Source organism: Sphingomonas sp. BE138 (assembly GCF_031456125.1).
Taxonomy (GTDB): domain Bacteria; phylum Pseudomonadota; class Alphaproteobacteria; order Sphingomonadales; family Sphingomonadaceae; genus Sphingomonas.
In genome coordinates this window covers 35,557-51,522 of sequence record NZ_JAVDUC010000014.1, presented here as the reverse complement: position 1 = coordinate 51,522, position 15,966 = coordinate 35,557, and the positions used below count along the sequence as shown (strand labels likewise).

Here is a 15,966-nt window from a genome sequence, read left to right as displayed (position 1 = left end):
CAGGTCAGTTGAGGCGCCCCACGCCCGCGATCGCGCGGTCGATCAGCGCGCGGTCGGCATCGGCACCGTGGCGCTCGGCGATCAGCGTCGCGGCGGCGGCAGTCGCCGCCTGCGCAGTGCGCGCGCGCACCTCCGCGATCGCCGCGCGTTCGGCGGCGGCGATCTTGTCCTCGGCCATGCGCGTCCGGCGCTCCATCAGTACCTCGGTATCGCGCTTGGCCTTGGCGACGATCTCGGCCGCCTCATGGCTCGCCAGGTCGCGCATCTTGGCGGCGTCCGCCTCTGCCCCACGCGCGCGCGCGGCATATTCGTCGCGCAGCGCCTCGGCTTCCTTGCGGAGCGCGGCGGCCTCGTCCAGCTGGTGCCGGATCTCGGCGATGCGCTTGTCGAGCATCGCGCCGATCGCCGCCGGCACCTTCCACACGACCATGCCGACCAGCACGACCAGTGCCGCGATGCCGACCCAGCCGGTGTCGTTGAAGCCGAGCGCGGTCGGCGCGGCATGCGACTCGCCGTCGCCGGCGCTGGTGCCGGCGTGGATGCCGCTGCCGTTCGCCATGTCCTGGTGCTCGAGCGGCTGCGCCTCGATATCCTGCGCCAGCGTGGGGGTGGCGTTAGCCATGGTTCAGCTGCCTGCTGACCGCCTCGTTGGCGGCCTCGGGGGGAATCGCGACTCCGGACAGGCGCTGCACCAGCTCCTGCGCCGCGTCCGCCGCGATCGTCTGTACGTTCACCATCGCCGCGGCCTTGGCATTGCCGATGGCGACGTCGTGATGCGCGATACGCTCCGCCAGATCGGCGTCGGCGCTGCGCAGCTGCGCTTCGGTCGCGGCGGCCGCACGCGACTTCGCCGCGGCGACCTCGGCCTGCGCCGTCGCACGTGCCGCGTCCATCTCGGCATTCCAGGCCGCCTCGGTCCGGTCGGCCTCGACCCGCGCCGCCTCGGCGGTGGCGAGGTCCTGCGCGATCCTGGACTCGCGCAGCTCCATCACGCCCTGCACCCTGGGCACCATCATCTTGCCGATCCCGAAATACAGGATGCCGAAGGTGATGAGCAGCCAGAAGAGCTGCGAGGCGTAGGTGGCGGCGATCTGACTGATTTGCGGCATGCCGGTCCCTTGGCTGGTCGTCGTATCACTGACCCGGCGCGTGCGGACACGCGCCGGGCACGGTGAATGTTACGCGACGAACACCAGGATGATCATCGTCACGAAGGCGAGCAGGCCCAGAAGCTCGGCACCGGCGAAGCCGATGAAGAGGCGGCCCTGCTGGCCGTCGGCGGCACCCGGGTTGCGCAGCGCGCCTTCGAGGAAGGCGGCGAACACGTTGCCCACGCCCAGCGCGGCGATGCCCATGCCGATCGCGGCGAGACCGGCGCCGAGCAGCTTGGCGGCGTTTGCGTCCATGGTAATAACTCCCGTTCAGTAATCAGTGGTGGAAAAGGAAACTCAGTGCAGGTTGACCGCGTCGTTCAGGTAGACGCTGGTCAGGAGCGCGAAGACGTACGCCTGGATCGCCGCGACCAGCAGCTCCAGCAGCGTGATGCCGATCATCAGCACGAAGCTGGGCAGCGACACGATCGCGATATAGCCCGGCCCCATGTTGATGCCGTTGATGACGAACGCCGCCAGCACCTTCAGCAGGATGTGCCCCGCGGTCATCGCGACGAACAGTCGCAGCCCCAGCGAGAACGGGCGCACCAGGAAGCTCAGCAGCTCGACGACGAAGATCAGCGGGATCATCGGCAGCGGCGTGCCGTGCGGCACGAACAGGCTGAAGAAGTGGAAGCCGTGCTTGCCGAACCCGACGATCAGCACGATCGAGAAGCTGATGATCGCCAGCACGCCGGTGACGGTCAGGTGGCTGGTGATCGTGAACGGGTGCCAGCCCGGCACGATGCCGACCGGCATCAGCCCCAGGACGTTGGCGAACAGGATGAACATGAACAGCGAGAAGACGTACGGGACGAAGCGCTTGCCCTCCGGCCCGACGTTCAAGGTCAGCATGTTCTGGACGAAGCCGGTGAAGCCCTCCACCGCCGCCTGCCAGCGGCCGGGAACCAGCTCGCGCTTCATCCCGCCCAGCATGAACAGCCACAGGGTCACCAGCGTGATGACCATCCACAGCGCCGAATTGGTGAACGACAGGTCGTAACCGCCCACGATCCAGGGCCGACCGAGCACGGGCTCGATCAGGAACTGGTGCATCGGATCGATCTTGCCGCCTTCTGCCGCCACTGCCGGGTTCCCGCTTCTCACATACGTCAAACGTCCGGCTCGTCCGGACGCTTGCTCGTCAACCGAATGATCTGCCTGAAGGCCACGCCGATCCCCAGGAACAGCATGACGATCAGCCCCCAGGGCGCGGTGCCGAACCAGCGGTCGAAGAGCCAGCCGATCAGCGCCGATCCGACGAGACTTCCGATCAGGGCGGCGAGCACGCGATTGCCGAGCGAATACCCTGCATCCGCATCGGGGCGTACCGTTCCCTGCCGAATCGCTTCGTCCCGGCGCGCCTGTTCCAGTCGACGATCGAGCTGGGTCAGGCGCGGGTCGTCCGCGTCGTGGAAATCCCGTCCGGAACCGTTCTCCGCCACGCAGCCACCCTCACCCTGTTGTCGTTGCCGCCAGGGAAAGGACGCGCGCGGTCGGCGAGCAGCCCCGCCAAGGCCCGGTCCGGTTAGACGGGGGGTCGGGGGGTGTCAACCGTTGCGAGCGATACGGGGGGCGCGGCGCCCCCTATCCACTCACGTCACCCCGGCGAACGCCGGGGTCTCAAGCGATGGCCCGCACCGCCGCAGCAAACATCGCGCTCGAACCCGCAGAGGCTCCGGCTTTCGCCGGAGCGAGGGCTTCGATCCTCACACACACCGCGGATCGCGCTGCGGCGCGCCGCTCCCGCGCGTCTCCCACGACCCGTCGGGCGCGCGATACTTCTCGCCCGGCTTCGTCTGCGCGATCAGGTTGCACCCGCTGGTGAACGCCAGCTGCTCGACGGTCGCGCCCGACGCCTGCGCCTTTTGCGTATAGGCCGCCTTGCGCTGGATGTTGATGTTGCTCACCAGCGCGCGCAGCGACGCCGATCCGCTCCCCACCACGCCCAGATAGCCGTCGGGCTGCTCGCCGACCTCCCCCGCGGCGCGCGCGGCGGCATAGGCCGGGTCGCGCTGCGCCCAGGCGGCCACGGGGATCGCGACAACGGCGATCGCGGCGATCACGGCAAGGCTCTTCATACGCATGGCTTAGAAAATCCCCGGATTCTGCTGGATCAGCGACTTGGCCTCGTTGTCGAGGCGATACACCACTTCCTGCGTCACGTTGATGTTGAGGTTGATCTGGATCGGCTTGTCGAGGGCGGAAATGTTCACGCACCCGCCAAGTCCGCCGGCTCCCAACAGCCCGATCGGAGTCAGTATCGCCATCATCCTATAGGTCGTGGGGCGCATCGCGTTCGTCAATCCTGTCGGCATCATGGCTTCTTCTCGCTTGCGGGCGGCTGAACGCCCGTCTTCCGGTTCTGCTCGTCGATCAAGGCTTGCAGGTTGCGCTTCACCAGCCGCTGCGGATCGTAGAAGCTGGCCGCCGAATCGATCAGCCCGCGGAACGGCGCGCGAATGGTGATGTTGAACTGGATCGGCAGCCGCGTCAGCCGGCGCAGCAGGAAGTTGCTCTGCGCGCCCTCGCCCTGCTTGATGCCGGTGAAGCGCACCCCCGTCACCATCTCGCCCGCCAACGGCCCGTCCATCTGCACGTCCAGGCTGCGATAGGTCAGCGAGCGCAGCGACTGGAACGCCAGATTGCCCCAGAAGCCCAGGTCGCGCTCGGTCAGCTCGCCCAGATACGCGATCGACCCGCCGCCGGGGCGCGCCACCAGCCGCCCGCCCGCGATCCGCCCGCCGCTCTGGTCGAAGATCATCGGCAGCACGCCGTCGAACGTGCCGGTCGCGTTCAGATTCTCGAAGTCGAACTGTTGCAGGAACTTGCCCGCGTCCATCGCCTCGACCCGGAAGGTCATGCGCCGCGCGGCGGCCGAGTCGAAATCCAGCGTGGTCGGGTCGAGCGTCAGCGTGCCGCCCGCGAACGGCCAGCGCGCCGTGTCGACCTGCACCTTCAGGTCGGGAAGCAGTCGATAGACGATCCGCCCGTCGGTCACCGCGATGCCGGGGTTGATGGACGCGACGGTCGCGATCTGGTCGGGCGCGCTCACCAGCCCGAGCAGGTCGGTGAAGCGGATCGTGCCCGCCAGCCCCTGCACCGGGCCGAACGCGGCCGCCAGGTCCATCGTGTCGGTCGCGAAGGTGCCGGTGCTCGCGACGCCCGTCGCGTCCCAGCGGATGTCGCCGCTGCCGCGCATCGTGCCCTGCACGTCGGCGATCACCCCGAAGGTCAGCCGCGTCAACAACTCGGGCTGGAAGTCCTTGGTGAAGGTGATGCCCGGCACGTCCAGCCGCGCCGTGCCCGCGCCGCTCGCCAGTCCGTGGGCGATCGTCACGTCGGCGACCTTGGTGCCGGTGGTCGGCTCGGCCAGTTGCCCGCTCGCGCGGATCCGATCGCCTTCCAGCGCGAAGGTGACGTCGCGCGCGGTCATCGGCTGGAAGCGCGGGCTGGCGGCGGCGTCGGCGACGCGCAACTGGCCGGTCAGCGCCAGCCGCCGCCCGTCGAACGTCCACCCGCCCTCGCCCGCGCTCATCACCAGCGGTACCGTGCCGACCTGCCCGCCGCCGCCCGCGAACGTTCCTTCCGCCCCGCGCGCGGTCACCCGCCCCGCCAGCCGCGTCGCATCGATCCGCGTCGTGCCGATCCGCGTGGCAACATCGGTCAGCGCGATGTCGCGCCCGGCCAGCCCGATCGTCGCGCCGGCGGTGGTCAGCGCGAACGGCGATCCGCCGAGCGTGCCGGCCAGCCGCGTCGTTCCCAGCCGCGCGCCGCCGGTGATCCTCCGGTTTGCGACACCGACGAGCGCCGCGCCGGTCGCACACAGCCGCACCGCGTTCCCGGTCAGCGACAAACTTGAAAACACGATGCTATTATAGGTGATGGACGTGCACCCGGGATTGATGGTCAGCGCACCGCCCCGCCCCCACAGCGCACCGATCGGCACCCGCAGCGCCTCGACCCGCCCGCCGGGTAGCGGCCCGGTCACCGTCGCGACGGTCGCGATCCGCGTCTCGCCCCCGCCTCCCGTCGTGAACCGCACCGGCGTCAACGCCAGCGCCGCGCCATCGCGCGCATACGGCCGGACGACCGCCACGCCCGACAGCGGGGCGCCTGGAGCGGCTTGATTCAATTGCACAATCGCGCTCGGCAGCCCACCACCGCCCAGGGTCATGCGCCCCGCGATCTGAACGCCCGCCGGGTGCCCGACGGTGATCGCCCCGCTCGCCAGCGTGGCGCGCGCGCCGGTCGCCGCGGTCACCACCGCACGCTCGACCGTCACCAACGTCGGGTCTCCGGTCGCCACCGCCACATCGGCATCGACCCGCACATCCCCCACCGCCCGCCCCACATCGCGCGCCGCACCGGCGACGAGCGGGCCCAGCGGCGACCCGTCCGCGGAATTACCCAGCTGTTTTAGGCGGTTACGGAGCGGGAGTGCCACGGCGACGTGCTGTGCATCGAGGCGTCCCGCCAGCGTCGCGCCTGCCGTTCCGACCCGCCATTGCCCTTCCCAAACAGCGGCCCCGCTGCGCCCTGCCGCTGCCTGCGCGCGCGTGACGGTCGCCGTCGCCATACCGGTGGTGCGGTCGATATCGCCGCGAAATCCGCTAGTTACGCGAACGTTGTCGAGCCGTGCGGCGCGCGTGGCGATGCGGTTCGCGGCGACCTGCGTTCGGCCGAACCAGCGGTCGAGCGCAGGCGAGAGACCGAGGTCGAGGTCGGCGACCACACCCTGCGCCACGACGCCGTTGCAGGCCAGCGCCGCTGCCCGCACCGGGCCGTCGACACGCGGGGCGGTGGCGGTGACGCGCAGGGCGACGCTGCCCCGCAAGTCCCTTATATCGCAACCTTTTATCGATAGGCTGGGAGCCCGTGCCGCCAGCTGCCCGCGGAAGCCGTCGTCGAGTTGCCCGCGCCCGCTGACGCGGAGCGCGACCGGGCCATAAGGCGTGTCGAGCGCGATGCGGGCATCGGCGACGTCCACGTCGAGCGCGGGCAGTGCGAACGGGGCGCCGGACGGGGGTGGCAACAGCCGGTCGATCGCACCCAGCGACACGCGTCCGTCGCGCAACCGTGCCGCGATCCGCACGTGCCCGGCGCGCACGGAGACCAGCTTCGCCCCGAAAATACCAACGTCGGTGCGCGTTTCGACCCAATCCGCGACAAGATCGGGACGCGCGGGGTCGCCGATGACGACGTTCGTGAGCCGTTGCCGCCCAAGCCCCAGGTCGGCGATCCGATAACGGGCGGTGACGCCCTTCGCGGCGAGTTCGCGGTCGATCACGCCGGTCGAGATCGGCACGCGCGACAGCCACAGCCCGCCGCCCGCAGCCAGCGCCAGAACCGACACCGCCACGACGATGCGCCGCCCGGCGTTGCTCAACGCCATCGAGTCCGCTGCTGTGCCGTGGCGCTCATGCGCGGACGACCATAGGGCAGCGCGACGCGCCCGCGCAATTGCGCCGGGACCCGAACCGACCTACCCCGGCACGCATGGCCGACGACGAAACGCGCGCGCTGGATGCAAAGGGGCACCGCGCGCGGCTGCGGGCGCGGTTGCTGGCCGATCCCGAGGGACTGCTCGACCACGAACTGGTCGAATATCTGCTCGCGCTCGCAATCCCGCGACAGGATACCAAGCCGCTCGCCAAGGCGCTGCTGCGCGAGTTCGGCGGGCTGCCGGGATTGCTCGCCGCCGATCCCGCCACGCTGGCGCGGGTGCCCGGGATGGGGGAGACGAGCGCAGCGGCGATCCGGATCGTGCATGCCGCCGCGATCCGGCTGGTCCGCACCCGCACGCGCGAGGCACCGGTGCTGTCGAACTGGCAGGCGCCGGCCGATTACCTTCATGCCGACATGGCGCATGACATGGTCGAACGGTTCCGCGTCCTGCACCTGAATACCCGCAACATGCTGGTGCGCGACGAAGTGATGGCGCGCGGCACGATCGACGAGGCGGCGGTGCACGTCCGCGAGGTCATCAAGCGCGCGCTCGACCTGGGATCGGCGGCGTTGATCCTGGTCCACAACCATCCGTCCGGCGACCCCTCGCTTAGCCGCGCCGACATCGACATCACGCGCGCGATCGTCGCGGCGGGCAAGCCGCTGAACATCGCGGTCCACGATCACCTGATCGTCGGGCTGAACGGGCAGGTGAGCCTGCGCGCCAAGGGGTTGATGTAAGGCGGTAATCGGAGTGGCGCGCCAAGGCGGACGTCCTTCGACACGCTCCGCACGGGCGGTAGGGGAATATTTGCTCAGGGCAGCAGGAACGTGCCCTCGATCGTGGTGACGCACGTGCCGCGCAACACGACGCGGTCGCCGTCGAGCCGGCAGCCGAGCCGGCCGCCGCGCGCGCTGGCCTGCCAGGCGGAAAAGCTGTCGCGCCCGAGCCGTTTCGCCCAATAAGGCGCAATCACCGCATGCGCGCTGCCGGTGACCGGATCTTCCGGGATGCCGAAGGCGGGGGTGAAGGCGCGGCTGACGATGTCCGTCCGGTCGCCGGGAGCGGTGACGATCACGAGCAGCCGACCCTCCTGCGCCAGCGCGCGCTGGTCGGGGGTGCAGGCGCGAACCGCGGCTTCGCCGGCGAGCACCGCGACCGCATAGCCGCCGTCGTGCCACAGCGTCTCGACCGGCTCGACCCCGAGCGCCGCGACGATGCCGGGCAGATTGCGCGGTTCCGGCGCAAGCGCGGGGAGCGCCAGCGCATAGCCCGCACCATCGCGCGCCACCTCGAGCACGCCCGCCTGACGGGTGGCGAAGCGGACGCGCGCGCGGTCGGGATCGGAGGCGAGCACGACATGGCCGCTGGCGAGCGTCGCATGGCCGCAGAGCGCGATCTCCGAAGCGGGGGTGAACCACCGCAATTCGTAGTCCGCCGCGCCGCTGCCATCAGGGACCAGAAAGGCGGTTTCGGACAGGTTGTTCTCCTGCGCGATGCTCAGCAGCACCGCATCGTCGAGCCACGCCGCCAGCGGCATGACCGCCGCCGGATTGCCGGCGAACGTGTGGTCGGCAAAGGCATCGACCTGGGTGAACGGGATGCGCATGCCGGCCGGTCCTTACAGCCGCTTCGAGAACCAGTGCGGCGTCACGTCGGCCTCGACCAGCGGATTGTCGGTGTCGACATGGCCTTCGGGATCGAGGTGGATCAGCGTCTCGACGCGCGGGAACGTGTCGCGCAACGCACGCTCGACACGCTCGACGATGTCGTGGGCGTCGCGCACCGACAGGTCTGGATCGACCTCCATATGGAATTGCGCGAAATCGTGGCTGCCGGCGCGGCGGGTGCGGAAATCGTGGATGCCGCGGATCCCGGGCTGGCGCGCGGCGACCTCCATGAAGGCGCCACGCTGCGCTTCCGGCCATTCCTTGTCCATCAGCATGTCGATCGCCTGGCTGGACGCCTGGAAGGCGCCGAATGCCAGCCAGGCCGCGATCGCGATGCCGAACACCGGGTCCGCGCCCGAAATGCCGACATACTGGTCGAGCACCAGGGCGGCGATGACCGCGACGTTGAGCAGCATGTCCGATTGATAGTGGACGTTGTCGGCCATGATCGCGACCGAGCCGGTCTGGCGGATGATGCTGCGCTGGTAGGCGAGCAGCGCAAAGGTGGCGACGATCGCCGCGATCGACACGCCGATGCCCAGCCCCGCATCCTCGTTGGCGACCGGGTCGGAGAAGCGCCGGATCGCCTGCACCGCGATACCGATCGCCGAGGCGGTGATGAGCACGACCTGAAACAGCGCCGCCAGCGCCTCCGCCTTGCCGTGACCGAAGCGGTGATCGTGATCGGCGGGCTCCGCGGCGAGCTTCACGCCGTAGAGGGTGACGAGGCTGGCGAGCAGGTCGAGCCCGGTATCGGCGAGGCTGCCGAGCATCGCGACCGAGCCGGTGTGCCAGGCGGCATAGCCCTTCACGAGCAGCAGCGTGCACGCCATCGCCACGCTGGCAAGCGCGGCGCGCATCGCCAACGGAACGACGCGGCGGCGTTCGTCGCGGGTCATGGGAACAGCAATCCTTCGCGCCAATCGCCGTCGTCACCACGCGTGAAGACGCGGCGTTCGTGCAGGCGGTGCGCACGGTCGTGCCAGAATTCGAATTGGTCGGGCGTGACGCGGTAGCCGCCCCAATTCGGTGGGCGCGGCACGTCCTGCCCGTCGAAGCGCGCCTTCATCTCCTCGAAGCGTGCCTCGAAGGTGGCGCGTTCGTCCAGCGGCTGCGACTGGTCCGACGCCCAGGCGCCGAGTTGCGAATCGCGGCCGCGCGTCGCGAAATAGGCGTCGCTTTCCGCATCGCCGGCATGGGTGACCGCCCCCTCGATCCGGATCTGGCGGCGAAGCGACTTCCAGTGGAAGAGCAGCCCTGCCTGCGCATTGACAGCGAGATCCCGCGCCTTGCGACTGCCGCGGTTGGTATAGAAGACGAAGCCCTCCGGCCCGTGGCCCTTGAGCAGCACCATCCGAACCGACGGCCGACCGGCGGCATCGGCGGTGGCGAGCGCCATCGCGTTCGGATCGTTCGGCTCGCTGTCACGCGCTTCCGCGAACCAGCGGTCGAACAGGGCGAAGGGGTCGTCGGACATGCCCGCGTCCTTACCGCGATCAGGCCGGTTCGTCATCATTGTCGTGGGCCTCGGCGCACGTGATCTGCTTCCATGCTAGACGCGCGTTAGTCTCCGGGAACTCCCGTCACCGCCCAGCGATTGAATCGCCCTCGCAACGAGAGGTTCGATTCCGATGGCGGCGCGCGCATATTGGCAGGGGCAGATCCGGCTAGCGCTGGTGTCGATCCCGGTCGAAATCTATTCCGCGACCAAGTCCGGCGCGCAGATCAGCTTCCATCAGATCCACGAACCGAGCGGGCAGCGGATCAAGTACGAAAAGGTCGCGCCCGGCGTCGGCCCGGTCGATCCCGACGAGATCATGAAGGGGTTCGAGATCGAGAAGGGCGAATATGTGCTGCTCGAACAGGACGAGATCGACGCGGTGAAGCTCGAATCGAAGAAGACCCTGGAGCTGACGCAGTTCGTCGACGCGCACGAGATCGACGTGCTGTATTACGAGAAGCCGTATTTCGTCGTCCCCGCCGACGACCTGGCGGAGGAAGCGTTCATCGTGCTGCGCGAGGCGCTGCGCCGGACGCGCAAGGTCGGGCTGGGGCAACTGGCGATGCGCGGGCGCGAATATGTCGTCAGCCTGAAGCCGTGCGGGCGCGGGCTGATCCTGGAGACGCTGCGCTATGCCGACGAGGTGCACCGCGCGCAGGGCTATTTTCGCGACATCCCCGACGACCAGCCCGATGCCGAGCTGCTCGACCTGGCGGAGGCGTTGATCGAGAAGAAGGCGGCGAAGTTCGATCCGGCCGAATTCCACGACCGCTACGTCGATGCGCTGAAGGACCTGATCGAGCGGAAGAAGAAGGCGAAGGGGCGCAAGATCATCGAGGACAAGGGCGATGACGGCGCGCGATCGGGATCGAACGTCGTCGACCTGATGGCGGCGCTGAAGAAATCGATGGAGGGCAAAGGCGGCGCGGCACCGGCGGCGAAGACGCCCGAGCGCAAGACGCGTAAGCCCGCGGCCAAGGCGACGCCTGCCAAGGCCGCGCCGGCGAAGGCATCGACGACCAAGACGACGGCGGCGAAGAAACGTGCCTGATCCGCTCGGCGCCTATAACGCAAAGCGCGACTTCTCGAAAACCGCCGAGCCGGCGGGGACGCTTGCGCCGGGCAACGGCAACGGTTTTATCGTCCAGAAGCACGATGCGACACGGCTACACTGGGACTTCCGGCTGGAGGTGGACGGCGTCCTGAAAAGCTGGGCGGTGACGCGGGGCCCCAGCCTCGATCCGGACGAGAAGCGGCTGGCGGTGCGCACCGAGGACCATCCCTTGTCCTATGCGACGTTCGAGGGGACGATCCCGGCCGGCGAATATGGCGGCGGCACGGTGATGCTGTGGGACCGCGGCACCTGGTCGCCGGTGAAGGGCAAGAGCGCGGCCGATATCGAAAAGGGACACCTGCACTTCGTGCTCGACGGCGAGCGGATGAAGGGCGAGTGGCTGCTGATCCGGTTGCGGCCGCGCGGCAAGGAGAAGCGCGAGAACTGGCTGCTGCGCAAGATCGACGACGCGGAGGCGGGCGGAACCGACACGCTGGTCGAAACCGCGCTGACGAGCGTCGCGACGGGGCGCACGATGCAGGAGATCGCCGAGGGGAAGCGGGCTGCCGCGCCGACGAGCAGGAAGAAGCGCGGGAAGAAGGTTCCCCCGCCCGCGTTCGAGCCGCCGCAGCTTTGCACGCTGGTCGATCATGTCCCGACCGGCAGCGACTGGATCCATGAGGTCAAGTACGACGGCTACCGCGCGCTGGTCGCGGTCGGGGGTGGGTCGGCGACGGTCTACACGCGCAGCGGACTCGACTGGACCGACAAGTTCGCGGGAGTCGCGGAGGCGGCAGCGGCGCTGCCCTGCACCACCGCGCTGATCGACGGCGAGATCGTCGCGTTCAAGGACGGGCGGCCCGACTTCTCGACGCTGAAGGAAGCGATCGGCGCGGGCGGGGCGATGACCTTGTTCGCGTTCGACCTGCTGGAGATCGACGGCGAGGATCTGCGCGACCGGCCGAATGTCGCGCGCAAGGAGCGGCTGCGCGCGCTGGTCGGTGAGGGCGAGGAGCGGCTGCGCTTCGCCGAGCATGTCCACGGCGCGGGCGAGCAGCTGTTCGAGGCGATGTGCCGCGAGAAATACGAGGGCGTCGTCTCGAAGAAGGCCGATGCGCCCTATCGCGGGCGGCGGACGCAGGCGTGGCTGAAGACCAAGTGCATCCAGCGGCAGGAATTCTTGATCGTCGGCTGGCTGCCGTCGACCAAGACGCGCGGGCTGCGCTCGCTGCTGCTGGGCGTGCACGACGGGGACACGCTGCGCTATGCCGGCAAGGTCGGGACCGGGTTCGATGCCGCGACCATGGATGACCTGCGGACACGGCTGGAGACGCTGGCGCGCAAGACCGCGACGGTCGAGGCGCCGCGCACGGCGGTGAAGGGCGCGCATTGGGTGAAGCCCGAATTGGTCGCGGAGGTCGCCTTTGCCGAGACGACGCCGGACGGGGTGCTTCGCCATTCGAGCTTCATCGGGCTGCGCGGCGACAAGCCCGCGCAGGAGGTGGTCGCGGAGCGTCCCGCTCCCCCGCCGCCGCCCGCCAAGAGCCGCATCAAGATCAGCAACCGCGACCGGGTGATCTTCCCCGAAAGCGCGGTCACGAAGGGCGATCTCGCCGATCATTATGCGGCGGTCGCGGGGATCATGCTGCCCTGGGCCGGGCACCGCCCGGTCAGTCTGGTGCGCTGCCCGCAAGGGCGCGCGCGCGCGTGCTTCTTCCAGAAGCATGACGCCGGGTCGTTCGGGGACGCGGTGCATCAGGTGCCGATCCGCGAGAAGGACGGCACCACCGAGGATTACCTGTGGGTCGACGATGCCGACGGGTTGGTGGCGTGCGTGCAGATGGGAACGATCGAGTTCCACGGCTGGGGCGCGCGGGTCGATGCGCTGGAAACGCCCGACCGGCTGGTGTTCGACCTCGACCCCGACGAAGGACTCGGGTTCGAGGAAACGAAACGCGCCGCGGTGCACCTGAAGGAGCAGCTGGCCGAACTGGGACTGGCGAGCTTCCCGCTGCTGTCGGGCGGCAAGGGCGTGCACGTGGTCGTGCCGCTGACCCCGCAGGCGGCATGGCCGCAGGTGAAGGACTTCGCCGACCGCTTCGCGCGCGCGCTGGCGCAGGCCGATCCGGATCGCTTCGTGGCGGTGATGAGCAAGGCCAAGCGAAAGGGGCGGATCTTCATCGACTATCTGCGCAACCAGCGCGGTGCGACTGCGATCATGCCTTATTCGGCGCGAGCCCGCGCCGGCGCGCCGGTCGCGGCGCCGGTGTCGTGGACCGAGTTGCGTGACCTGGAAACGGCCGCGCGCTGGCATGTCGGCGATGCCGAGGAGCTGATCGCACGCGCGAACGGGCGGGCACTGGCGGGCTGGGGCGTGGCGGAGCAGGTGTTGCCGGATTTCTGAGGTTCGGCCGCATCCAGAAACGCCGTCTCCGCACGGACGGGAATGACGGAACGGCACCGCCACAATTCCGTTTCCTTACCGCAGGTGGTCCACTACGGTCTGCGAGCCTTGCGACGAGGGAAAGCAACTGGCCACGCAGCCCGCCTTTGACACGCGCCCGCACGCGCGCCGCCGCTTCGACGACTACACGGGCGCTCCGTCGGACACGATGCGGGCCGGTGCCGCAGACGCGTGGATCGCGGTACTGGAGGAATTGTCAGCGGTCGCCGGCGACGACCTGGGCCATGCGCGCGAGCGCGTGCAGCGCCATGCCGTCGACATCGGCACCGGCTTCCGCATCATCGGCGAGGACTCCGAGCGGCCGTGGCCGGTCAGCCCGGTCCCGCTGCTGATCGAGGCCGAAGAATGGGCGACGATCGAGCGCGGCATCGTCCAGCGCGCCGACCTGTTCGAGACGATCCTGAAGGACCTGTACGGCGCGTCGAAGCTGGCGGAACGCGGGCATTTCCCCGCCGCGCTGGTCACCGGCAGCCCCTTCTTCCTGCGCCCGCTGGTCGGACTAGAACCGCCGGGCGGGCACCACCTTCATTTCGTCGCGGTAGACCTTGGCCGCAGCCCGTCGGGCGAGTGGCGGGTGCTCGCCGATCACCTGCGCGCGCCGACCGGGGCGGGCTATGCGCTGGAGAACCGGCTGGCGGTCAGCCGCACGCTGGGCGGGTTGCAGGCGCGGCTGAACGTCCGCCGCCATGCGCCGTTCTTCGCGGCGTTCCGCGAGGGGCTGGCTGCCGCCTGTCGGCGCAGCGATCCGCGGATCGGGCTGCTGACGCCCGGCCGCTACAATCCGAGCTACCCCGAACAGGCGCATCTGGCGCGTTACCTGGGGCTGCTGCTGGTCGAGGGCGACGATCTCGCCGCGCTCGAGGATCGGCTGTACGTCCGCACGATCGGCGGGCTGAAGCGCATCGACGCGCTGTGGCGGCGGCTCGATCCGCGGCTGCTCGATCCGCTCGCCTTCGATTCGCACTCGCGGATCGGGGTCCCGGGGCTGATCGACGTCTGGGCGCAGGGGAACGTCGTGCTCGCCAATGCGCCGGGCGCGGGCGTGCTGGAGAGCACGGCGTTCGGCGCCTTCCTGCCGCAACTCGCCACGCGGCTGACCGGCGCCGACCTGATCCTCCCCAATATCGCGACCTGGTGGTGCGGGCAGCCGCGCGAGGCAGCACATGTCGCGGCCGAGCTCGATTCGATGCTGCTATGCTCCGCCTTCGGCGCGCGGACTCTGGGGCTGCCGGGAGAGGGCAACATCGCGGGCGCCGACCTAACGCCCGCGCAGCGCGACGCGTTCGTCGACGATTTGGCGCGCCGCCCGCAGGATTATGTCGGGCAGGAGGTCGTCCGTCTGTCGACGATGCCGGTCGTGATCGGCGACCGGATGGAGCCGCGCCCGTTCACGCTGCGCGTGTTCGCGGCGCGCGATGCGCACGGCCACTGGCAGGTACTGCCCGGCGGGTTCGCGCGGATCGGCGAACATGCCGACCCGCGGGCCGCGGTGTTGGGCGAGGGTACGTGGTCGGCGGACGTGTGCGTGCATGGTGCGGAGCCGGTCGCCCCCATGTCGCTGCTCCCCGCCCCCGATTCGCTGCACATCCGGCGCAATCCCGGCACCCTTCCGAGCCGCGTGGCGGACAATTTCTTCTGGCTCGGCCGCTATCTGGAGCGGGGCGAGGCGTTGCTGGCATCGATCCGGGTCATGCTCGGCCATTCGATCGACGCCGACACCGGAGCCGCGCCGGACGAGGCGACGATCGCGCGGCTGGTCGGCGAGATCGTCGACGCCGGTGCGGCGCCCGCCCCCGCCAGCCTGCGCCGCGCCGACCTGACCGCGTTCGCCCGCGCGGCGATGGAGACGCAGGGCGGCTGGCAATCGGTCGCCGCGATCAACGCGCAGGCGCAACGGATCGCGGGCGGATCGCGCGACCGGCTGTCGGTGGATATGGTGCGGCTGCTCGATGCGCCATTCCCCACGCACCGGGGGATGCTCGACCGCGCGGGCTCGCTCCAGCGTCGCTATGCCGCGATCGCGGGGCTGTCCGCCGAGCATATGGGGCGGACAGCGGCGTGGCGTTTCCACGATCTGGGGCGACGGGTCGAACGTGCGCGGGCGATCACGCGCGCAGCGCGGGTGTTCGGCATGTCGGGCGCGTCAACCGCCGATCTGTCGACGCTGCTCGACCTCGCCGACAGCCAGATCAGTTATCGCCAGCGCTACCTGACCGGCATCGCACGCGTGCCGGTGGTCGACCTGACGGTACTCGACCCCGGCAATCCGCGCGCGCTCGCCTATCAGGTCGAGCGGATCCGCGAGCACCTCGCCGCGCTGCCCGTGCTGGGCGACGACGGCATGGCCGAGCCGCAGCAGATCGAGGCGACCGAGTTGTACGCGCTGGTCGCGCCAGCGCAGGCGGCGCTGCTCGATCCGGAGACGTTGCTGGAGGTCGAGAACCGGCTGTTCCGCCTGTCGGAGGCGGTCGCGCGGCGGTATTTCCTGCAAGGGGCCGAACCGTTGCGGGCGAGCGGGTTGACGCTGGCGTGAGCTTTTCCTTCGGTAATATCACCTCCGTTCGCCCTGCCGAAAGGCTGAGCCACGTCGACGCCTCATCTCGTGGGGTGCTCGTTTCCACCGTGCGTCGAGACGACATTTCGACAGGCTCGCCGCCAGCTCAGCAGGAGCGGTTTC

The 15,966-nt window shown here is 69.6% G+C and carries 15 protein-coding genes; 4 read left to right on the top strand and 11 right to left on the bottom strand.

All coding sequences use genetic code 11. From position 1 onward, the window contains the following. Nucleotides 1-4: 4 nt before the first annotated feature. From J2Y58_RS15765 to J2Y58_RS15730, 8 genes are all read right to left on the bottom strand, one after another. Nucleotides 5-622, bottom strand: coding sequence for a hypothetical protein (locus J2Y58_RS15765; RefSeq protein ID WP_310105044.1), 618 nt, complete (start codon nucleotides 620-622; stop codon nucleotides 5-7). Continuing rightward, complete coding sequence (locus tag J2Y58_RS15760) at nucleotides 615-1,109, bottom strand: ATPase (RefSeq protein ID WP_310105042.1); 495 nt, start codon at nucleotides 1,107-1,109, stop codon at nucleotides 615-617. The genes J2Y58_RS15765 and J2Y58_RS15760 overlap by 8 nt, the downstream gene beginning before the upstream one ends. A 69-nt stretch (nucleotides 1,110-1,178) precedes the next feature. Beyond that, nucleotides 1,179-1,406: a F0F1 ATP synthase subunit C gene (locus tag J2Y58_RS15755; RefSeq protein ID WP_019515901.1), complete on the bottom strand. Its 228-nt coding sequence runs from the start codon at nucleotides 1,404-1,406 to the stop codon at nucleotides 1,179-1,181. A 42-nt stretch (nucleotides 1,407-1,448) separates the two neighbouring features. Continuing rightward, nucleotides 1,449-2,237: a F0F1 ATP synthase subunit A gene (locus tag J2Y58_RS15750; protein WP_310105036.1), complete on the bottom strand. Its 789-nt coding sequence runs from the start codon at nucleotides 2,235-2,237 to the stop codon at nucleotides 1,449-1,451. Nucleotides 2,238-2,263: 26 nt separating this feature from the next. Beyond that, on the bottom strand, nucleotides 2,264-2,596 hold the full coding sequence (locus J2Y58_RS15745) for an AtpZ/AtpI family protein (protein ID WP_310105033.1): 333 nt from the start codon (nucleotides 2,594-2,596) through the stop codon (nucleotides 2,264-2,266). A gap of 264 nt (nucleotides 2,597-2,860) precedes the next feature. Further along, nucleotides 2,861-3,238 (bottom strand): YdbL family protein, encoded by a 378-nt coding sequence (locus tag J2Y58_RS15740; RefSeq protein WP_310105030.1) that lies wholly within the window; start codon nucleotides 3,236-3,238, stop codon nucleotides 2,861-2,863. 3 nt (nucleotides 3,239-3,241) lie between these two features. Further along, nucleotides 3,242-3,421 carry a YnbE family lipoprotein gene (locus J2Y58_RS15735; protein ID WP_310105026.1) on the bottom strand — a complete coding sequence of 60 codons (180 nt, stop codon included), beginning with the start codon at nucleotides 3,419-3,421 and terminating at the stop codon, nucleotides 3,242-3,244. A 47-nt stretch (nucleotides 3,422-3,468) separates the two neighbouring features. Further along, on the bottom strand, nucleotides 3,469-6,546 hold the full coding sequence (locus tag J2Y58_RS15730) for a YdbH domain-containing protein (protein ID WP_310105024.1): 3,078 nt from the start codon (nucleotides 6,544-6,546) through the stop codon (nucleotides 3,469-3,471). Nucleotides 6,547-6,650: 104 nt separating this feature from the next. On the opposite strand from J2Y58_RS15730, the gene radC reads away from it, so the two are divergent. Next, the gene (gene radC, locus J2Y58_RS15725) at nucleotides 6,651-7,340 is read left to right on the top strand and encodes a DNA repair protein RadC (RefSeq protein WP_310105021.1); all 690 of its coding nucleotides are present in this window, start codon (nucleotides 6,651-6,653) and stop codon (nucleotides 7,338-7,340) included. Nucleotides 7,341-7,414: 74 nt separating this feature from the next. Here radC and J2Y58_RS15720 read toward each other — a convergent pair whose 3' ends face one another. Genes J2Y58_RS15720 through pdxH form a run of 3 tightly spaced genes read right to left on the bottom strand, consistent with a single transcriptional unit; the run spans nucleotide 7,415 to nucleotide 9,747 of the window. Next, nucleotides 7,415-8,209: a PhzF family phenazine biosynthesis protein gene (locus J2Y58_RS15720; RefSeq protein WP_310105018.1), complete on the bottom strand. Its 795-nt coding sequence runs from the start codon at nucleotides 8,207-8,209 to the stop codon at nucleotides 7,415-7,417. Between the two features lie 12 nt (nucleotides 8,210-8,221). Further along, complete coding sequence (locus J2Y58_RS15715; RefSeq protein ID WP_310105015.1) at nucleotides 8,222-9,169, bottom strand: cation diffusion facilitator family transporter; 948 nt, start codon at nucleotides 9,167-9,169, stop codon at nucleotides 8,222-8,224. Then, nucleotides 9,166-9,747 carry a pyridoxamine 5'-phosphate oxidase gene (pdxH, locus tag J2Y58_RS15710; RefSeq protein WP_310105011.1) on the bottom strand — a complete coding sequence of 194 codons (582 nt, stop codon included), beginning with the start codon at nucleotides 9,745-9,747 and terminating at the stop codon, nucleotides 9,166-9,168. Before pdxH ends, J2Y58_RS15715 begins: the two co-directional genes overlap by 4 nt. A 154-nt stretch (nucleotides 9,748-9,901) precedes the next feature. Here pdxH and J2Y58_RS15705 point away from each other — a divergent pair, with 154 nt between their 5' ends. The 3 genes from J2Y58_RS15705 (at nucleotide 9,902) to J2Y58_RS15695 (ending at nucleotide 15,822) form a co-directional block, all read left to right on the top strand. Continuing rightward, the gene (locus tag J2Y58_RS15705; RefSeq protein ID WP_310105008.1) at nucleotides 9,902-10,822 is read left to right on the top strand and encodes a Ku protein; all 921 of its coding nucleotides are present in this window, start codon (nucleotides 9,902-9,904) and stop codon (nucleotides 10,820-10,822) included. Next, nucleotides 10,815-13,229, top strand: coding sequence for a DNA ligase D (gene ligD, locus J2Y58_RS15700; protein ID WP_310105006.1), 2,415 nt, complete (start codon nucleotides 10,815-10,817; stop codon nucleotides 13,227-13,229). Before J2Y58_RS15705 ends, ligD begins: the two co-directional genes overlap by 8 nt. Before the next feature lie 208 nt (nucleotides 13,230-13,437). Further along, nucleotides 13,438-15,822 (top strand): circularly permuted type 2 ATP-grasp protein, encoded by a 2,385-nt coding sequence (locus J2Y58_RS15695; protein WP_310105004.1) that lies wholly within the window; start codon nucleotides 13,438-13,440, stop codon nucleotides 15,820-15,822. Nucleotides 15,823-15,966 lie beyond the last annotated feature (144 nt).

Excerpts from the sequence above, each read along its gene's own strand:
- J2Y58_RS15765 (WP_310105044.1), bottom strand. The coding sequence starts at position 622 with ATGGCTAACGCCACCCCCACGCTGGCGCAGGATATCGAGGCGCAGCCG.
- J2Y58_RS15760 (WP_310105042.1), bottom strand. The coding sequence starts at position 1,109 with ATGCCGCAAATCAGTCAGATCGCCGCCACCTACGCCTCGCAGCTCTTC.
- J2Y58_RS15755 (WP_019515901.1), bottom strand. The coding sequence starts at position 1,406 with ATGGACGCAAACGCCGCCAAGCTGCTCGGCGCCGGTCTCGCCGCGATC.
- J2Y58_RS15740 (WP_310105030.1), bottom strand. The coding sequence starts at position 3,238 with ATGCGTATGAAGAGCCTTGCCGTGATCGCCGCGATCGCCGTTGTCGCG.
- J2Y58_RS15735 (WP_310105026.1), bottom strand. The coding sequence starts at position 3,421 with ATGGCGATACTGACTCCGATCGGGCTGTTGGGAGCCGGCGGACTTGGC.
- J2Y58_RS15730 (WP_310105024.1), bottom strand. The coding sequence starts at position 6,546 with ATGGCGTTGAGCAACGCCGGGCGGCGCATCGTCGTGGCGGTGTCGGTT.
- radC (WP_310105021.1), top strand. The coding sequence starts at position 6,651 with ATGGCCGACGACGAAACGCGCGCGCTGGATGCAAAGGGGCACCGCGCG.
- J2Y58_RS15720 (WP_310105018.1), bottom strand. The coding sequence starts at position 8,209 with ATGCGCATCCCGTTCACCCAGGTCGATGCCTTTGCCGACCACACGTTC.
- J2Y58_RS15715 (WP_310105015.1), bottom strand. The coding sequence starts at position 9,169 with ATGACCCGCGACGAACGCCGCCGCGTCGTTCCGTTGGCGATGCGCGCC.
- pdxH (WP_310105011.1), bottom strand. The coding sequence starts at position 9,747 with ATGTCCGACGACCCCTTCGCCCTGTTCGACCGCTGGTTCGCGGAAGCG.
- J2Y58_RS15705 (WP_310105008.1), top strand. The coding sequence starts at position 9,902 with ATGGCGGCGCGCGCATATTGGCAGGGGCAGATCCGGCTAGCGCTGGTG.
- J2Y58_RS15695 (WP_310105004.1), top strand. The coding sequence starts at position 13,438 with ATGCGGGCCGGTGCCGCAGACGCGTGGATCGCGGTACTGGAGGAATTG.